The 17,515-nt window shown below is 70.2% G+C and carries 15 protein-coding genes; 1 reads left to right on the top strand and 14 read right to left on the bottom strand.

The genetic code is table 11. The annotated features are described in order from the left end of the window. Positions 1–85 precede the first annotated feature (85 nt). The 14 genes from nuoN to ACIGW4_RS34350 are packed head-to-tail and all read right to left on the bottom strand — an operon-like array spanning position 86 to position 15,885. Positions 86–1,735, bottom strand: coding sequence for an NADH-quinone oxidoreductase subunit NuoN (gene nuoN, locus ACIGW4_RS34285; protein ID WP_123454528.1), 1,650 nt, complete (start codon positions 1,733–1,735; stop codon positions 86–88). Next, positions 1,732–3,330 carry an NADH-quinone oxidoreductase subunit M gene (locus tag ACIGW4_RS34290; RefSeq protein ID WP_398710088.1) on the bottom strand — a complete coding sequence of 533 codons (1,599 nt, stop codon included), beginning with the start codon at positions 3,328–3,330 and terminating at the stop codon, positions 1,732–1,734. Before ACIGW4_RS34290 ends, nuoN begins: the two co-directional genes overlap by 4 nt. A gap of 5 nt (positions 3,331–3,335) precedes the next feature. Further along, entirely contained in the window at positions 3,336–5,273 is a 1,938-nt protein-coding gene (nuoL, locus tag ACIGW4_RS34295) for an NADH-quinone oxidoreductase subunit L (RefSeq protein ID WP_123454524.1), read from the bottom strand. A 10-nt stretch (positions 5,274–5,283) separates the two neighbouring features. Further along, the gene (gene nuoK / locus ACIGW4_RS34300; protein WP_017239464.1) at positions 5,284–5,583 is read right to left on the bottom strand and encodes an NADH-quinone oxidoreductase subunit NuoK; all 300 of its coding nucleotides are present in this window, start codon (positions 5,581–5,583) and stop codon (positions 5,284–5,286) included. Then, positions 5,580–6,407, bottom strand: a complete 828-nt coding sequence (locus tag ACIGW4_RS34305) for an NADH-quinone oxidoreductase subunit J (protein WP_123454522.1) — start codon at positions 6,405–6,407, stop codon at positions 5,580–5,582. The genes nuoK and ACIGW4_RS34305 overlap by 4 nt, the downstream gene beginning before the upstream one ends. Then, positions 6,404–7,000 carry an NADH-quinone oxidoreductase subunit NuoI gene (nuoI, locus tag ACIGW4_RS34310; protein WP_399585318.1) on the bottom strand — a complete coding sequence of 199 codons (597 nt, stop codon included), beginning with the start codon at positions 6,998–7,000 and terminating at the stop codon, positions 6,404–6,406. The genes ACIGW4_RS34305 and nuoI overlap by 4 nt, the downstream gene beginning before the upstream one ends. Beyond that, positions 6,975–8,339 carry an NADH-quinone oxidoreductase subunit NuoH gene (gene nuoH / locus ACIGW4_RS34315; protein ID WP_359591466.1) on the bottom strand — a complete coding sequence of 455 codons (1,365 nt, stop codon included), beginning with the start codon at positions 8,337–8,339 and terminating at the stop codon, positions 6,975–6,977. Before nuoH ends, nuoI begins: the two co-directional genes overlap by 26 nt. Further along, the gene (locus ACIGW4_RS34320) at positions 8,336–10,819 is read right to left on the bottom strand and encodes an NADH-quinone oxidoreductase subunit G (protein WP_123454516.1); all 2,484 of its coding nucleotides are present in this window, start codon (positions 10,817–10,819) and stop codon (positions 8,336–8,338) included. Before ACIGW4_RS34320 ends, nuoH begins: the two co-directional genes overlap by 4 nt. Continuing rightward, positions 10,816–12,165 (bottom strand): NADH-quinone oxidoreductase subunit NuoF, encoded by a 1,350-nt coding sequence (nuoF, locus tag ACIGW4_RS34325; RefSeq protein ID WP_123454514.1) that lies wholly within the window; start codon positions 12,163–12,165, stop codon positions 10,816–10,818. The genes ACIGW4_RS34320 and nuoF overlap by 4 nt, the downstream gene beginning before the upstream one ends. Further along, positions 12,162–12,905 (bottom strand): NADH-quinone oxidoreductase subunit NuoE, encoded by a 744-nt coding sequence (gene nuoE, locus ACIGW4_RS34330; protein ID WP_123454512.1) that lies wholly within the window; start codon positions 12,903–12,905, stop codon positions 12,162–12,164. Before nuoE ends, nuoF begins: the two co-directional genes overlap by 4 nt. Beyond that, on the bottom strand, positions 12,902–14,227 hold the full coding sequence (locus tag ACIGW4_RS34335) for an NADH-quinone oxidoreductase subunit D (protein WP_123454510.1): 1,326 nt from the start codon (positions 14,225–14,227) through the stop codon (positions 12,902–12,904). Before ACIGW4_RS34335 ends, nuoE begins: the two co-directional genes overlap by 4 nt. Next, a complete protein-coding gene (locus ACIGW4_RS34340; RefSeq protein ID WP_359591464.1) occupies positions 14,224–14,955 on the bottom strand; it encodes an NADH-quinone oxidoreductase subunit C in 732 nt (243 codons plus the stop codon). Before ACIGW4_RS34340 ends, ACIGW4_RS34335 begins: the two co-directional genes overlap by 4 nt. Further along, positions 14,952–15,506 carry an NADH-quinone oxidoreductase subunit B family protein gene (locus tag ACIGW4_RS34345; RefSeq protein ID WP_123454506.1) on the bottom strand — a complete coding sequence of 185 codons (555 nt, stop codon included), beginning with the start codon at positions 15,504–15,506 and terminating at the stop codon, positions 14,952–14,954. The genes ACIGW4_RS34340 and ACIGW4_RS34345 overlap by 4 nt, the downstream gene beginning before the upstream one ends. Before the next feature lie 19 nt (positions 15,507–15,525). Continuing rightward, a complete protein-coding gene (locus tag ACIGW4_RS34350; RefSeq protein WP_019888619.1) occupies positions 15,526–15,885 on the bottom strand; it encodes an NADH-quinone oxidoreductase subunit A in 360 nt (119 codons plus the stop codon). Between the two features lie 657 nt (positions 15,886–16,542). Here ACIGW4_RS34350 and ACIGW4_RS34355 point away from each other — a divergent pair. Then, complete coding sequence (locus ACIGW4_RS34355; protein WP_359591462.1) at positions 16,543–17,418, top strand: C40 family peptidase; 876 nt, start codon at positions 16,543–16,545, stop codon at positions 17,416–17,418. The last annotated feature ends 97 nt before the right edge of the window (positions 17,419–17,515 follow it).

Here is a 17,515-nt window from a genome sequence, read left to right on the forward strand (position 1 = left end):
ACGATGCCATGCGCCGCGGGCCGTGTCAGGAACGCGAAGGGCCCGGCTCGCCCCCGAGCCGGGCCCTTCGCGCGTGCCGTCCGGGCTACCGCACGAACGTGCTCGCCTGGTTCGCCAGGTCCAGGAAGTACTGCGGGGCGAGGCCGAGGGCCAGGGTGACCGCGACGCCCGCCGTGATCGTGATGCTCGTCAGGGCCGAGGGCACGGCGACCGTGGGGCCGTCCGCCTTCGGCTCGCTGAAGAACATGAGCACGATGACCCGGATGTAGAAGAACGCGGCGATCGCCGAGGAGATCACGCCGACCACCACGAGGGCGCCCGCGCCGCCGTCGGCCGCCGCCTTGAAGACCGCGAACTTGCCGGAGAAGCCGGAGGTCAGCGGAATGCCGGCGAAGGCCAGCAGGAAGACCGCGAAGACCGCCGCGACGAGCGGCGAACGGCGCCCGAGCCCGGCCCACTTGGACAGGTGGGTGGCCTCGCCACCCGCGTCCCGGACCAGGGTGACGACGGCGAACGCGCCGATCGTCACGAAGGAGTACGCCCCCAGGTAGAAGAGGACGGACGAGATCCCGCTCGGGGTGGCGGCGATGACGCCCGCGAGCAGGAAGCCCGCGTGCGCGATCGACGAGTACGCCAGGAGCCGCTTGATGTCGGTCTGGGTGATGGCGACGATCGCGCCGCCCAGCATGGTGACGATGGCGACGCCCCACATGACCGGGCGCCAGTCCCAGGTGAGGCCCGGGAGCACCACGTACAGCAGGCGGAGCAGCGCGCCGAACGCGGCGACCTTGGTCGCGGCGGCCATGAAGCCGGTGACCGGCGTCGGGGCGCCCTGGTAGACGTCCGGGGTCCACATGTGGAACGGCACGGCGCCGATCTTGAAGAGGAGCCCCATGAGGACCATGGCGAAGCCGATGAGCAGCAGCGCGTCGTTGCCCATGGTGTCGGCGAGCGCCGGGTCGACGGCGCCGATGGAGCCGTCGACGACGCGGGCGATCGTGGCGTACGAGACGGAGCCCGCGTAGCCGTAGAGCAGGGCGATCCCGAAGAGCAGGAAGGCCGAGGAGAAGGCGCCGAGCAGGAAGTACTTGACGGCCGCCTCCTGCGACATCAGCCGCTTGCGGCGGGCGACGGCGCAGAGCAGGTACAGCGGGAGGGAGAAGACCTCCAGGGCGACGAAGAGCGTCAGGAGGTCGTCGGCCGCCGGGAAGACCAGCATGCCGGAGATCGCGAAGAGCGCGAGCGGGAAGACCTCGGTGGTGGTGAACCCGGCCTTGATCGCGGCCTTCTCCTGGTCGCTGCCGGGGACGGCGGCGGCCTCGGCGGCGAAGGAGTCGACCTTGTGGCCGTGGTCGGCCGGGTCGAGCCTGCGCTCGGCGAAGGTGAAGACCGCCACGAGGGAGGCGAGGAGGATGGTGCCCTGGAGGAAGAGGGCGGGTCCGTCGACGGCGACGGCTCCCATGGCCGCGATGTGGGCCTTGGTGGAGCCGTAACCGCCCGCCGCCAGGCCGACGATCGCGGCGAAGGCGGCGGCGAGCGCGAGGACGGACAGGAAGACCTGGCTGTGGTAGCGGGCCCTGCGGGGCACGAAGGCCTCGACGAGGACGCTGACGAGCGCGGCGCCGAGCACGATGAGCACGGGCGAGAGCTGCGTGTACTCGATGTGGGGTGCCGGGATCTTCTCCAGCGGCCCGGCAGCTGTCGTCCACAAGCTGTGGACAGCCATGGAACTCACTTGGCCGCCTCCACGTTCTGAATCTGGGGCTGGGGGTCCTTCTTCTGGACGTCGGACAGGGTGTGCCGGACGGCCGGGTTGACGACGTCCGTCAGCGGCTTCGGGAAGACCCCGAGGAAGATCAGGACGGCGATCAGCGGGACGACCACGGCCAGCTCGCGCGCCCTCAGGTCGGGCAGCGCCCGGACCTCCTCCTTCACCGGCCCGGTCATCGTCCGCTGGTACAGGACGAGGGTGTAGAGCGCGGCGAGGACGATGCCGGTGGTGGCGACGATCCCGGCCACCGGATACCGGGCGAACGTGCCGACGAGCACCAGGAACTCGCTGACGAACGGGGCGAGTCCGGGCAGCGACAGGGTCGCGAGGCCGCCGATCAGGAAGGTGCCGGCGAGCACCGGGGCGACCTTCTGCACACCGCCGTAGTCGGCGATGAGCCGCGAGCCGCGCCGGGAGATCAGGAAGCCGGCGACGAGCATGAGCGCGGCCGTCGAGATGCCGTGGTTGACCATGTAGAGCGTGGCACCGGACTGGCCCTGGCTGGTCATCGCGAAGATGCCCAGGATGATGAAGCCGAAGTGCGAGATCGAGGCGTAGGCGACCAGGCGCTTGATGTCCCGCTGGCCGACGGCGAGCAGCGCCCCGTACACGATGCTGATGAGGGCGAGGACGACGATCGCGGGCGTGGCCCACTTCGACGCCTCGGGGAAGAGCCCGAGGCAGAAGCGGAGCATCGCGAAGGTGCCGACCTTGTCGACGACGGCGGTGATGAGGACGGCGACCGGGGCGGTGGCCTCCCCCATCGCGTTCGGCAGCCAGGTGTGCAGCGGCCAGAGCGGCGCCTTCACGGCGAAGGCGAAGAAGAAGCCGAGGAACAGCCACCGCTCGGTGCCGGCCGCCATCTCCAGCGAGCCGTTCGCCCGGGCCGCGGTGATCTCGGTGAGCGAGAAGTTCCCCGCGACCACGTAGAGCCCGATGACGGCGGCCAGCATGATCAGGCCGCCGACGAGGTTGTAGAGGAGGAACTTGACCGCCGCGTACGAGCGCTGGGCCGCCGCGTTCTCGTCGGATCCGCTGTGGGCGCGGTCGCCGAAGCCGCCGATGAGGAAGTACATCGGGATGAGCATGGCTTCGAACAGGATGTAGAAGAGGAAGACGTCGGTGGCCTCGAAGGAGAGGATCACCATCGCCTCGACCATGAGGATCAGGGCGAAGAAGCCCTGCGTCGGGCGCCACCGCCTGGAGGAGGTCTCCAGGGGGTCGGCGTCGTGCCAGCCGGCCAGGATCACGAAGGGGACCAGCAGGGCGGTGAGCGCGATGAGCGCCACGCCGATGCCGTCGACGCCGAGTTCGTACCGGACGCCGAAGTCCTTGATCCAGGAGTACGACTCGACGAACTGGTAGCGGTCGCCGCCCGGTTCGAAGCCCGCGAAGACGACGGCGGCGAGCACGAGGGTGGCGAGCGAGACGAGCAGCGCCAGCCACTTGGCGGCGGTGCGGCGGGCGGCGGGGACGGCGGCGGTGAGGACCGCGCCGGCCGCCGGCAGCAGCGCCGTCGCCGTGAGGAGCGGGAAGCCCGCGTTGACCACTGGGGACATGGGAGTCACACCGCCCTCATCAGCAGGGTCGCGGCGATCAGCACCGCCGTACCTCCGAACATGGAGACCGCGTACGTGCGGGCGTAGCCGTTCTGGAGCTTGCGCAGCCGGCCGGAGAGGCCTCCCACGGCGGCCGCGGTGCCGTTGACGACGCCGTCGACCAGGCTGTGGTCGACGTAGACCAGCGAGCGCGTCAGGTGCGTGCCGCCGGTGACGAAGACGGCGTGGTTGAAGTCGTCCTGGAGCAGGTCGCGGCGGGCGGCCCGGGTGAGGAGCGAGCCGCGCGGAGCGACCACCGGAACGGGCCGGCGGCCGTACTGGAGGTACGCGAGGCCGACGCCGATCACCATGACGGCGACGGTGGCGGCGGTGACGGCGGCGGCGCTGACCGGGGAATGGCCGTGCGCGAAGCCGGTGACCGGCTCCAGCCACTCGACGAAGCCGGAGAACTCGAAGACGGCGCCTCCGGCGACCGAGCCGACGGCCAGCAGGACCATCGGGATGATCATGGACTTGGGCGACTCGTGCGGGTGGGGCATGGCGCCCGCCGCGTGCTCGGCGGCCGGCTCGGCGCTGGGCGCCTCGTCGGCGTCCGGCGCCGGCTGCCAGCGCTTCTCGCCGAAGAAGGTCATCAGCATCACGCGGGTCATGTAGTACGCGGTGATGGCGGCGCCGAGCAGGGTGACCGCGCCGAGGATCCAGCCCTCGGTGCCGCCCTTGGCGAAGGCCGCCTCGATGATCTTGTCCTTGGAGAAGAAGCCGGACAGGCCCGGGAAGCCGATGATCGCGAGGTAGCCGAGGCCGAAGGTGACGAAGGTGACCGGCATGTACTTCCGCAGGCCGCCGTACTTCCGCATGTCGACCTCGTCGTTCATGCCGTGCATGACCGAACCGGCGCCGAGGAACAGGCCGGCCTTGAAGAAGCCGTGCGTCACCAGGTGCATGATCGCGAAGACGTAGCCGATGGGGCCGAGGCCGGCCGCCAGGATCATGTAGCCGATCTGCGACATCGTCGAACCGGCCAGCGCCTTCTTGATGTCGTCCTTCGCGCAACCGACGATCGCACCGAAGAGGAGCGTGACCGCGCCGACGACGGTGACGACGAGCTGCGCGTCCGGCGCCGCGTTGAAGATGTCGGCGGAGCGGACGATCAGGTAGACACCGGCGGTCACCATCGTGGCCGCGTGGATGAGGGCCGAGACCGGGGTCGGGCCCTCCATCGCGTCCCCGAGCCAGGACTGCAGCGGCACCTGGGCCGACTTGCCGCAGGCGGCGAGGAGCAGCATCAGGCCGATCGCGGTCAGCTTGCCCTCGGAGGCCTCGCCGGTCGCCCCGAGCACCGGCCCGAAGGCGAAGGTGCCGAAGGTGGTGAACATGAGCATGATGGCGATCGAGAGGCCCATGTCGCCGACCCGGTTGACCAGGAAGGCCTTCTTCGCGGCGGTGGCCGCGGTGGGCTTGTGCTGCCAGAAGCCGATCAGGAGGTACGAGGCGAGACCGACGCCCTCCCAGCCGAAGTACAGCAGCAGGTAGTTGTCGGCGAGGACGAGCAGGAGCATCGCCGCGACGAACAGGTTGAGGTAGCCGAAGAACCGGCGGCGGCGCTCGTCGTGCTCCATGTATCCGATGGAGTAGACGTGGATGAGCGTGCCGACCCCGGTGATCAGCAGGACGAAGGTCATCGACAGCTGGTCGAGCTGGAAGGCCATGTCCGCCTGGAAGCCCTCGACGGGGATCCAGGTGAAGAGCCGCTGGTGCAGGGCCCGGTCCTCGGCGCCCTTGCCGAGCATGTCGGCGAAGAGCGCCAGACCGATCACGAAGGACACGGCCGCGAGCAGCGTGCCGAGCCAGTGCCCGCTCTTGTCCAGCCGCCGCCCGCCCAGGAGCAGGACGGCCGCGCCGAGCAGGGGCGCCCCGATGAGCAGCGCAATGAGATTTTCCACGGTCAGCCCCTCACAGCTTCATCAGGCTGGCGTCGTCGACCGAGGCCGAGTGGCGGGCACGGAAGACGGACACGATGATCGCGAGCCCGACGACGACCTCCGCGGCGGCGACGACCATCGTGAAGAAGGCGATGATCTGGCCGTCGAGGTTGCCGTGCATGCGGGAGAACGTGACGAACGCGAGGTTGCAGGCGTTGAGCATGAGCTCGACGCACATGAAGACGACGATCGCGTTGCGCCGGATCAGCACCCCGGCCGCACCGATGGTGAACAGCAGGGCGGCGAGGTACAGGTAGTTGACGGGGTTCACCGGGTGGCCTCCTCTTCGTCCCGGTCCCGGCCGAGCCGCTCCTCGGAGCGCTGCTCCAGGGCCTTGAGGTCGGCCATCGCCTCGGTGGACACGTCCCGGATCTGGCCCCGCTTGCGCAGGGTCCGCATGACGGTGAGCTCCGACGGGGTGCCGTCGGGCAGCAGACCGGCGATGTCCACGGCGTTGTGCCGGGCGTACACGCCGGGCGCGGGCAGCGGCGGGACGTGCTTGCCCTCGCGCACGCGCTGCTCGGACAGCTCGCGCTGGGTGCGGGCCCGCTCGGTGCGCTCCCGGTGGGTGAGCACCATCGCGCCGACGGCCGCCGTGATCAGCAGCGCGCCGGTGATCTCGAAGGCGAAGACGTACTTGGTGAAGATGAGGGCGGCGAGGCCCTCGACGTTCCCGCCGTGGGCGCTGTTGGCCGTGCCGAGTCCGGCGAACTCCGTCAGCGAGGCGTTCCCGATGCCGGCGGCGAGCAGGATGCCGAAGCCGAGACCGCAGACGACGGCCAGCAGGCGCTGGCCCTTGATGGTCTCCTTCAGCGAGTCCGCGGCGGTGACGCCGACCAGCATGACGACGAAGAGGAAGAGCATCATGATCGCGCCGGTGTAGACGACGATCTGGACGATGCCGAGGAAGTACGCGCCGTTCGCCAGGTAGAAGACCGCGAGGACGATCATCGTGCCGGCGAGGGAGAGCGCCGAGTGCACGGCCTTCTTCATCAGGATCGTGGACAGCGCGCCGACGACGGCGACGGTGCCGAGGACCCAGAACTGGAAGGCCTCACCGGTGGACGTCGTGTACGAGGCCAGGTTCGCGCTCATGCGTCCGTCCCCTCCGGCTCGCCCTTCTCCCCCTTGGAGACGGCGACCTGGCGGACCGTGCCGGGCGCCGCCTCGGTGACGAGCCCCCGGTAGTAGTCCTGCTCGGTCATGCCGGGGAAGATCGCGTGCGGGGTGTCGACCATGTCCTCCTCCAGGCCCGCGAGGAGCTGCTCCTTGGTGTAGATCAGGTTCTCGCGGGAGGAGTCGGCCAGTTCGAACTGGTTGGTCATCGTCAGCGCGCGCGTGGGGCACGCCTCGATGCACAGTCCGCAGAGGATGCAGCGGGCGTAGTTGATCTGGTAGACGCGGCCGTACCGCTCGCCCGGCGAGTAGCGCTCCTCGTCGGTGTTGTCCGCGCCCTCCACGTAGATGGCGTCGGCGGGACAGGCCCAGGCGCACAGCTCGCAGCCGACGCACTTCTCCAGACCGTCGGGGTGACGGTTGAGCTGGTGCCGGCCGTGGAAGCGGGGCGCCGTCGTCTTCTGCTGCTCCGGGTACTGCTCGGTCAGCCGCTTCTTGAACATGGCCTTGAAGGTCACGCCGAAGCCGGCCACCGGATTCTGGAAATCAGACACCGTCCGTCTCCTTTCCATCACTCGCAGTAGCAGTATCGGGGCCACCACTGACAACGAGGTCGCGGTCGTACCGGGACCTGCGCCGCGGCACGGGCGGCAGGGACTGTCCGGGCTTGGGCGGTACGGGGAAGCCGCCGGCCATCGGGTCGAAGGCCGGCTCCTCGGCGGGACCGGCCGCGGCCCCCTTCGCCTTCCGGTCGCGCAGCGCGTCCACCACGAAGGAGAGGAGGAGCAGGGCGAGGACGGCGCCGGCCACGTACAGCACGATGTTGGAGAAGGCGATGTTCTCGTTCCGCAGCGCGCGGACGGTGGCGACCAGCATCAGCCAGACCACGGCGACCGGGATGAGGACCTTCCAGCCGAGCTTCATCAGCTGGTCGTAGCGGACGCGGGGCAGGGTGCCGCGGAGCCAGATGAAGAAGAACAGCAGCAGCTGCACCTTCACGACGAACCAGAGCATCGGCCACCAGCCGTGGTTGGCGCCCTCCCAGAAGGTGGAGACCGGGTACGGGGCCCGCCAGCCGCCCAGGAAGAGGGTCACCGACACGGCCGAGACCGTCACCATGTTCACGTACTCGGCGAGCATGAACATCGCGAACTTGATGGACGAGTACTCGGTGTTGAAGCCGCCGACGAGGTCGCCCTCGGACTCCGGCATGTCGAACGGGGCGCGGTTGGTCTCGCCGACCATCGTGACGATGTAGATGATGAACGACACCGGCAGCAGGATCACGAACCAGCGGTCCGCCTGCGCCTCGACGATCTTCGAGGTCGACATCGACCCGGAGTAGAGGAAGACGGAGGCGAAGGCCGCGCCCATGGCGATCTCGTACGAGATCATCTGCGCGCAGGACCGCAGGCCGCCGAGGAGCGGGTACGTGGAGCCGGAGGACCAGCCGGCGAGGACGATGCCGTAGATGCCGACGGAGGCGACCGCGAGGACGTACAGCATCGCGATCGGCAGGTCGGTGAGCTGCATCGCGGTCCGGTGCCCGAAGATCGAGACCTCGTTGCCGGCCGGGCCGAAGGGGATCACTGCGATCGCCATGAAGGCGGGGATCGCGGCGATGATCGGGGCGAGGACGTAGACGACCTTGTCGGCCCGCCGGACGATCACGTCCTCCTTCAGCATCAGCTTGATGCCGTCCGCGAGGGACTGGAGCATGCCCCAGGGGCCGTGCCGGTTGGGGCCGACGCGCAGCTGCATCCAGGCGACGACCTTGCGCTCCCACACGATGGAGAAGAGCACGGTGACCATCAGGAAGGCGAAGCAGAAGACGGCCTTGACCAGCACGAGCCACCAGGGGTCCGTGCCGAACATGGACAGGTCTTCGGCGGCCAGGACGTTCGGGGTCATGCCTGCACCTCCTGCGGGGTCGCCGGGCCGACGCGGACCAGGTCGCCGGGGCGGGCGCCGGTGTCGGAGAGGACGCCCCGGCCCGTCGAGTTCAGCGGGAGCCAGACGACCCGGTCGGGCATCTCGGTGACCTGGAGCGGGAAGGCGACCGAGCCGGCGGGGCCGGTCACCTCCAGGACGTCGCCGTCCTTGACGCCGGTGTCGGCGGCGGTGGCGGCGGAGAGCCGGGCGACCGCCGCGTGCCGGGTGCCGGCCAGGGCGGCGTCGCCCTCCTGGAGCCTGCCGAGGTCGAGGAGGAGCCGGTGGCCGGCGAGGACGGCCTCGCCGTCGCCGGGCCGGGGCGCCGCCCGGCCGGGCACGCCGGGCTCGGTCGCCCGCTCCTCGGCCCAGCCGCCGAGCCGGTCCATCTCGCGCCGCACGGACCGCAGGTCGGGCAGGCCGAGGTGGGCGTCGAGGGCGTCGGCCAGCATGTGGAGCACGCGGGCGTCGGTCGGCGCGAGGGGCCGGGTCATCTGCTCGGGCTTGAGCGCGGCCTCGAAGAGCCGGGCCCTGCCCTCCCAGTTCAGGAAGGTGCCCGCCTTCTCGGCGACGGCCGCGACCGGCAGGATCACGTCGGCGCGCTCGGTGACCTCGCCGGGCCGCAGTTCCAGGGAGACCACGAACGCCGTGTCGAGGGCCTCACGCGCGCGTGCCGGGTCCGGCAGGTCGGCGACCTCGACGCCGGCGACGAGCAGCGCGGCGAGTTCGCCGCCTGCCGCGGCCTCCACGATCTGGCCGGTGTCGCGGCCGTAGCGGTGCGGGAGTTCGCGGACGCCCCAGGCGGCGGCGACCTCCTCACGCGCGCGGGGGTCGGTCGCGGGCCGGCCGCCGGGCAGCAGCGCCGGGAGCGCCCCCGCCTCGACGGCGCCGCGCTCGCCGGAGCGGCGCGGGATCCACACGAGGCGGGCGCCGGTGGCGATCGAGGCGCGCAGGGCGGCGGTGAGCGCGCCGGGCACGCCCGCGAGCCGCTCGCCGACGGCGAGGACGGCGCCCTCCTGGCGGAGGGCCTCGGCCGCGGCGGCGCCGTCCTCGGAGAGGCCGACCCGGGAGGTGAGGGCGTCGAGCCACTCGGTCTCGGTGCCGGGGGCGGCCGGCAGCAGGGTGCCGCCGGCCTTCGTCAGGCCCCGGGTGGCGAACGGGGCGACCGCGTAGGTCTTCTGGCCGTGTTTGCGCCAGGCCTTGCGGAGCCGCAGGAAGACGGCGGGCGCCTCCTCCTCGGCCTCCAGGCCGACGAGGAGCACGGCCGGGGCGGCCTCCAGCGAGGTGTACGTGACCCCCGTGCCGTCCAGGTCGCGTCCCCGTCCGGCGACGGCCGAGGCCAGGAAGTCGGCCTCCTCGCCGGAGTGGATCCGGGCCCGGAAGTCGATGTCGTTGGTGTCGAGGGCGACCCGGGCGAACTTGGCGTACGCGTAGGAGTCCTCGACGGTCAGCCGCCCGCCGGTCAGGACGCCGGTCCGGCCGCGGACGAGCCCGCGGGCGGCGGCCTCCAGGGCCTCGGGCCAGGAGGCGGCCTCCAGCTCACCGGACTCGGGGTTCCGGACGAGCGGCGTGGTCAGCCGGTCGCGCTGCTGGGCGTACCGGAAGCCGAAGCGGCCCTTGTCGCAGATCCACTCCTCGTTGACCTCCGGGTCCTCGGCGGCGAGCCGCCGCATGACCTTGCCGCGCCGGTGGTCGGTGCGGGTGGCGCAGCCGCCGGCGCACTGCTCGCAGACGGACGGCGAGGAGACCAGGTCGAAGGGGCGGGAGCGGAAGCGGTAGGCGGCCGAGGTGAGGGCGCCGACCGGGCAGATCTGGATGGTGTTGCCGGAGAAGTACGACTCGAAGGGGTCGCCCTCGCCGGTGCCGACCTGCTGGAGCGCGCCGCGCTCGACGAGTTCGATCATCGGGTCGCCGGCGATCTGGTTCGAGAAGCGGGTGCAGCGTGCGCACAGGACGCACCGCTCGCGGTCGAGCAGCACCTGGGTGGAGATCGCGACCGGCTTCTCGTAGGTCCGCTTGACGCCCTCGAAGCGGGACTCGGCCTGTCCGTGGGACATGGCCTGGTTCTGCAGGGGGCACTCGCCGCCCTTGTCGCAGACCGGGCAGTCCAGCGGGTGGTTGATGAGCAGCAGCTCCATCACGCCGTGCTGGGCCTTCTCGGCGACGGGCGAGGTGAGCTGCGACTTCACCACCATGCCGTCGGTGCAGGTGATGGTGCAGGAGGCCATGGGCTTGCGCTGGCCCTCGACCTCGACGATGCACTGGCGGCAGGCGCCGGCGGGGTCGAGGAGCGGGTGGTCGCAGAAGCGCGGGATCTCGATGCCGAGCTGTTCGGCGGCGCGGATGACCAGCGTCCCCTTGGGGACGGAGATCTCGGCGCCGTCGATGGTCAGCGTCACGAGGTCCTCGGGCGGTACGGCCGGGCTGCCGCCGCCCGCGGGGTGGGACGTGGTGACGGTCATGCGGTCACCTCCTTGTGGTTGTCCGCCCAGGCGGTCGACTTGGCCGGGTCGAAGGGGCAGCCCCGGCCGGTGATGTGCTGCTCGTACTCCTCGCGGAAGTACTTCAGCGAGGAGAAGATCGGCGAGGCGGCGCCGTCGCCGAGGGCGCAGAACGACTTGCCGTTGATGTTGTCGGCGATGTCGTTGAGCTTGTCGAGGTCGGCGAGGGTGCCGGCCCCGTTCTCGATGGCACGGAGCAGCTGGACGAGCCAGTACGTGCCCTCGCGGCAGGGCGTGCACTTGCCGCAGGACTCGTGGGCGTAGAACTCGGTCCAGCGGGTGACGGCCCGGACGACGCAGGTGGTCTCGTCGAAGCACTGGAGCGCCTTGGTGCCGAGCATGGAGCCGGCGGCGCCGACGCCCTCGTAGTCGAGGGGCACGTCGAGGTGTTCGTCGGTGAACATGGGGGTGGAGGAGCCGCCGGGGGTCCAGAACTTGAGCCGGTGGCCGGGGCGCATCCCGCCGCTCATGTCGAGGAGCTGGCGCAGGGTGATGCCGAGGGGGGCCTCGTACTGGCCGGGCGAGGCGACGTGCCCGCTGAGCGAGTACAGGGTGAAGCCGGGGGACTTCTCGGTCCCCATCGACGTGAACCAGTCCTTGCCCTTGTTCAGGATCGCGGGAACCGAGGCGATGGATTCGACGTTGTTCACCACGGTGGGGCAGGCGTACAGACCGGCGACCGCGGGGAAGGGGGGGCGCAGCCGGGGCTGGCCGCGGCGCCCTTCGAGCGAGTCGAGCAGCGCGGTCTCCTCACCGCAGATGTACGCGCCGGCGCCGGCGTGGACGGTGAGTTCGAGGTCGAGTCCGCTGCCGAGGATGTTGGTGCCGAGGTAGCCGGCGGCGTAGGCCTCGCGGACGGCCTCGTGGAGGCGGCGCAGGACGGGGACGACCTCGCCGCGCAGATAGATGAAGGCGTGGTTCGAGCGGATCGCGTAGCAGGCGATCACGATGCCCTCGATGAGGGAGTGCGGGTTGGCGAAGAGGAGGGGGATGTCCTTGCAGGTGCCGGGTTCGGACTCGTCGGCGTTGACGACGAGGTAGTGCGGCTTGCCGTCGCCCTGCGGGATGAACTGCCACTTCATGCCGGTGGGGAAGCCGGCGCCGCCGCGTCCGCGGAGGCCGGACTCCTTGACGTACGCGATGAGGTCGTCGGGGCTCATCGCGAGGGCCCGCTTGAGTCCCTGGTAGCCCTCGTGGCGCTCGTAGGTCTCCAGGGTCCAGGAGTTCGGCTGGTCCCAGAAGGCCGACAGGACGGGCGCCAGGAGCTTCTCGGGGCTGCTGTTGTTGATCTCGGCGGCCAAGGTCATTCCTCCCCCTCCTGTCCGGAGGTCTCACCACGCGGGTGGACGATTCGGTGGTGCGGCTTCTCGCCCTTCGCCAGGCGCAGTCCCACGAGGGAGGCGGGGCCGGCGCCGCCGGTGGCCTCGACGGCGCCGGGGCGCTCGTCGGGGAAGCCGGCGAGGATGCGGGCGGTCTCCTTGAAGGTGCAGAGCGGGGCGCCGCGGGTGGGTTCGACGGTGCGTCCGGCCCGGAGGTCGTCGACCATCTTCTTGGCGGACTCAGGCGTCTGGTTGTCGAAGAACTCCCAGTTGACCATCACGACGGGTGCGAAGTCGCAGGCCGCGTTGCACTCGATGTGTTCGAGGGTGATCTTGCCGTCGGCCGTCGTCTCGTCGTTGCCGACGCCGAGGTGGGCCTTGAGCTCCTCGAAGATGGCGTCGCCGCCCATGACCGCGCAGAGCGTGTTGGTGCAGACGCCGACCTGGTAGTCGCCGGAGGGCTTGCGCCGGTACATCGTGTAGAAGGTGGCGACGGCGGTGACCTCGGCGGTGGTCAGGCCGAGCATGTCGGCGCAGAACTGCATGCCGGTGCGGGTCACGTGGCCCTCCTCCGACTGCACGAGGTGCAGCATCGGCAGGAGCGCGGAGCGGGAGCCCGGGTAGCGGTCGATGATCGCCCGGGCGTCCTCCTCCAGACGGGCGCGGACGTCCGCCGGGTACGCGGGGGCGGGGAGCTGGGGCATGCCCAGGCTGATCTGGTCGGTCATCGGTCGACGCCTCCCATCACGGGGTCGATGGAGGCGACGGCGACGATGACGTCGGCGACCTGGCCGCCTTCGCACATCGCGGCCATGGCCTGGAGGTTGGTGAAGGACGGGTCGCGGAAGTGGACCCGGTACGGGCGGGTGCCGCCGTCGGAGACGACGTGGACGCCGAGCTCGCCCTTGGGCGACTCGACGGCCGCGTAGGCCTGCCCGGCGGGGACCCGGAAGCCCTCGGTGACCAGCTTGAAGTGGTGGATCAGGGCCTCCATGGAGGTGCCCATGATCTTCGCGATGTGGTCGGTGGAGTTGCCGAGGCCGTCCGTGCCGAGGGCGAGCTGCGCGGGCCAGGCGATCTTCTTGTCGCCGACCATGACCGGTCCGGGGGCCAGGCGGTCGAGGCACTGCTCGACGATCCGCAGGGACTGCCGCATCTCCTCCAGGCGGACGAGGAAGCGTCCGTAGGAGTCGCAGGTGTCGGCGGTCGGGACGTCGAACTCGTAGTTCTCGTAGCCGCAGTACGGGTCGGTCTTCCGCAGGTCGTGCGGGAGGCCCGCCGAGCGGAGGATCGGGCCGGTGGCGCCGAGGGCCATGCAGCCGGTGAGGTCGAGGTAGCCGACGTCCTGCATGCGGGCCTTGAAGATGGGGTTGCCGGTGGCGAGCTTGTCGTACTCCGGCAGGTTCTTCTTCATGGTCTTCACGAACTCGCGCACGGCGTCGACGGCGCCGGGCGGGAGGTCCTGGGCGAGGCCGCCGGGGCGGATGAACGCGTGGTTCATGCGCAGGCCGGTGATCAGCTCGTACAGGTCCAGGATCATCTCGCGGTCCCGGAAGCCGTAGATCATGATCGTGGTGGCGCCGAGCTCCATGCCGCCGGTGGCGATGCAGACCAGGTGCGAGGAGAGCCGGTTGAGCTCCATCAGCATCACGCGGATGACGCTGGCGCGGTCCGGGATCTGGTCGGTGATGCCGAGGAGCTTCTCCACGCCCAGGCAGTACGCCGTCTCGTTGTAGAACGAGGTGAGGTAGTCCATGCGCGTGACGAAGGTGGTGCCCTGCGTCCAGGTCCGGTACTCGAGGTTCTTCTCGATGCCGGTGTGGAGGTAGCCGATGCCGCAGCGGGCCTCGGTGACGGTCTCGCCGTCGATCTCCAGGATCAGGCGGAGCACGCCGTGGGTGGACGGGTGCTGGGGGCCCATGTTGACGATGATGCGCTCGTCGTCGGCCTTCGCGGCGGACTGGACGACCTCTTCCCAGTCGCCGCCGGTCACCGTGTAGACGGCGCCTTCTGTCGTCTCGCGTGCGGACGACGCGTCGGTGCTGTTCACGAGTACGACCTCCGCTGGTCCGGAGCCGGGATCTGGGCGCCCTTGTACTCGACGGCGATGCCGCCGAGGGGGTAGTCCTTGCGCTGTGGGTGGCCCTGCCAGTCGTCCGGCATCATGATCCGGGTGAGGGCGGGGTGGCCGTCGAAGACGATGCCGAAGAAGTCGTACGCCTCGCGCTCGTGCCAGTCGTTCGTCGGGTAGACGGCGACGAGGGACGGGATGCGCGGGTCGGCGTCGGGGGCCGAGACCTCCAGGCGGATCAGCCGGCCGTGGGTCAGCGAGCGCAGGTGGTAGACGGCGTGCAGCTCGCGGCCCTTGTCGGCCGGGTAGTGGACGCCGGAGACGCCGGTACAGAGCTCGAAGCGGAGGGCCGGGTCGTCGCGCAGGGTGCGGGCCACGCGGACGAGGTGCTCGCGCTCGATGTGGAAGGTGATCTCGCCGCGGTCGACGACCGTCTTCTCGATGGCGTTCCCGGGCAGGAGGCCCTGCTCCTCCAGGGCGCCCTCCAGTTCGTCGGCGACCTCGTCGAACCAGCCGCCGTACGGCCGGGCGGCCGGTCCGGGGAGCCGGATCGAGCGGACCAGGCCGCCGTAGCCGGAGGTGTCGGCCCCGCTCTGGGCGCCGAACATGCCGCGCTGGACGCGGACCTCCTCGCCGTGATCACCGCGCTGACCTGGCAGGTTCTGCGCGCTGAGGTCCTTGTCGGGGTTGGGTGTCTCGTCACTCAACGGAGCAGACCCTTCAACTCGATCGTCGGCAGCGCCTTGAGCGCCGCCTCCTCCGCCTCGCGGGCCGCCTCCTCGGCGTTCACGCCGAGCTTGGAGGACTGGATCTTCTGGTGGAGCTTGAGGATCGCGTCCATGAGCATCTCCGGACGCGGCGGGCAACCGGGCAGGTAGATGTCGACCGGCACGATGTGGTCGACGCCCTGCACGATCGCGTAGTTGTTGAACATGCCGCCCGAGGAGGCGCAGACGCCCATGGAGATGACCCACTTCGGGTTGGGCATCTGGTCGTAGACCTGCCTCAGGACGGGCGCCATCTTCTGGCTGACCCGTCCGGCCACGATCATCAGGTCGGCCTGGCGCGGCGAGCCGCGGAAGACCTCCATGCCGAAGCGGGCCAGGTCGTACCGGCCGGCTCCGGTGGTCATCATCTCGATGGCGCAGCAGGCGAGGCCGAAGGTCGCGGGGAACACGGACGCCTTCCGCACCCAGCCCGCGGCCTGTTCGACCGTCGTCAGCAGAAAGCCGCTGGGGAGTTTCTCTTCGAGTCCCATGAGTGTGCCTCTCAGCCCCTCAGTCCCATTCCAGGCCGCCGCGACGCCACACGTACGCGTAGGCGACGAAGACGGTGAGCACGAAGAGCAACATCTCCACGAGCCCGAAAAGCCCCAGGGCGTCGAAGGTGACGGCCCAGGGGTAGAGGAAGACGATCTCGATGTCGAAGACGATGAAGAGCATCGCCGTCAGGTAGTACTTGATCGGGAAGCGGCCGCCCCCGGCGGGAGTGGGCGTCGGCTCGATGCCGCACTCGTACGCTTCCAGTTTGGCCCTGTTGTACCGCTTGGGCCCGATAAGCGTGGCCATGACCACGGAGAAGATCGCAAACCCCGCACCCAGGGCACCGAGCACGAGGACGGGCGCGTACGCATTCACGCTCCTCGCTCCTTCCAGTCGTCCTTGACCGTTGGACCGCACCGCCGGGCCCCGGAAGATCGCCCCATGTGAGGCAGTTCACAAGCCCGGCTGCCCCGCATCTTATGCCCGCCCCTCTGTGATCTGCGACACGGGGTACAGCGCGGACTTTGTGATCTCCACCACCTGACGAAGGATCATGAAGTCGGATGAGCGGTGATCTTGTTGCGCGAAGCACGCAGGTGATCACCAGATGTGACATCCGGACCGGAAATAGCTGTTCGGAAGGGGTGTCGCACTATCAAGTGTTGGCCAGTGCAGGCAAATTGGCGGGGAACGCGTCCGGGTGATAAGGAAACCGACCGTCGCCCGGTCGGGGGGTCCGGCGTACGGAGGTGGACGCGTGCGCGTTTTCACGAGCGGCGTGTGACCTGCGTCACGTCACAGGAGCTTCAAAAGAAGAGGGCTTGGCCATCGGCGTCAAGAGGTGGTAAGCGTCGGGCAATTCGGGCTTTTCAATGAAAACCCGTGATCAAGGGCCGGATGAGCCATGCCCGATTTGCCCGTTACGGCGTCAATAAGGTTGCGACGGGAGCGGATTCACGGATTCCAAACGCAACTGTGGCGCACCCCACGTTTCTTGAAGGGAACCGTCGCGCCCTGATAGCGGTTGTTCCCATGTCCCACACCGCTCACATACCCAGCCACCGGAAGCCCCGCCGCAGCGCCTCGAAGCTCGCGCTCCGCGCCGGAGTTGCCGGTGGCGTCCTCGGCACCATCGCGGTGGCCGGTGCTGCCGGGCCGGCGAATGCCGAGCCGGTGACCGAGACCATCGAAATGCCCACCCTGGGCTCCCTCGACGCCGCCGGCGGCCTCGCCAGCGCCGTCGCCGCCTCCGCCGAGGCCTCCCAGCAGGAGGCGCTCGACCAGAGCCTCCGGTCCCAGGAGGACGCGGCGCTGCAGAAGGCCGCCAAGGAGGCCAAGAAGGCCAAGGCCGAGGCCGACCGCAAGGCCGCGGCCGAGCGGGCCGAGGAGGCCCGCCTCAAGGCCGAGCAGGAGCGCCAGGAGGCCGCGGCCCGCGCCTCCCGCGACGCCGCCCGCACCCAGCTCTCCACCCAGAGCTCCTCGAACGACGGCGGCTCGTCCTCGGACAGCGGCTCCACCGCCTCGGACAGCGGCAGCCAGACGCAGGCCCCCACCGGCTCCGCCGCCGCGATCGTGGCCTTCGCCAAGGCCCAGATCGGCGACGCGTACGTCTCCGGCGGCACCGGCCCCAACTCCTGGGACTGCTCCGGCCTCGTCCAGGCCGCCTACCGCGCGGCCGGCATCGACCTGCCCCGCATCTCGTACGAGCAGTCGAGCATGGGCACCTCCGTCTCCCTGAGCAACCTGCAGCCGGGCGACATCCTGTACTGGGGCAGCCGCAGCGGCTCGTACCACGTCGCCATCTACGTCGGCGGCGGCCAGTACGTGGGCGCGCAGAACCCGTCCAGCGGCGTGGTCCAGCACTCCATGGACTGGGACACCCCCTCGGGCGCGGTCCGCATCCTCTGATCCGTCCCGCAGCGTGCCGAAGGGCCGTCACTCCTCGGGGGAGCGACGGCCCTTCGGCGTGCCGGCGGATCAGCGGCGCAGCGCCTCGGCCGGGGCG

The sequence above is a fragment of the Streptomyces sp. NPDC053513 genome, assembly GCF_044544765.1.
Taxonomy (GTDB): Bacteria; Actinomycetota; Actinomycetes; order Streptomycetales; family Streptomycetaceae; genus Streptomyces; species Streptomyces litmocidini.

What these genes read in the sequence shown, in the direction of transcription:
- ACIGW4_RS34290 (WP_398710088.1), bottom strand. Translation starts at nt 3,330, where the DNA reads ATGTCCCCAGTGGTCAACGCGGGCTTCCCGCTCCTCACGGCGACGGCG.
- ACIGW4_RS34345 (WP_123454506.1), bottom strand. Translation starts at nt 15,506, where the DNA reads ATGGGACTCGAAGAGAAACTCCCCAGCGGCTTTCTGCTGACGACGGTC.
- nuoI (WP_399585318.1), bottom strand. Translation starts at nt 7,000, where the DNA reads ATGGAAAGGAGACGGACGGTGTCTGATTTCCAGAATCCGGTGGCCGGC.
- nuoH (WP_359591466.1), bottom strand. Translation starts at nt 8,339, where the DNA reads ATGACCCCGAACGTCCTGGCCGCCGAAGACCTGTCCATGTTCGGCACG.
- nuoE (WP_123454512.1), bottom strand. Translation starts at nt 12,905, where the DNA reads ATGACCGACCAGATCAGCCTGGGCATGCCCCAGCTCCCCGCCCCCGCG.
- ACIGW4_RS34305 (WP_123454522.1), bottom strand. Translation starts at nt 6,407, where the DNA reads ATGAGCGCGAACCTGGCCTCGTACACGACGTCCACCGGTGAGGCCTTC.
- nuoF (WP_123454514.1), bottom strand. Translation starts at nt 12,165, where the DNA reads ATGACCTTGGCCGCCGAGATCAACAACAGCAGCCCCGAGAAGCTCCTG.
- ACIGW4_RS34355 (WP_359591462.1), top strand. Translation starts at nt 16,543, where the DNA reads ATGTCCCACACCGCTCACATACCCAGCCACCGGAAGCCCCGCCGCAGC.
- ACIGW4_RS34320 (WP_123454516.1), bottom strand. Translation starts at nt 10,819, where the DNA reads ATGACCGTCACCACGTCCCACCCCGCGGGCGGCGGCAGCCCGGCCGTA.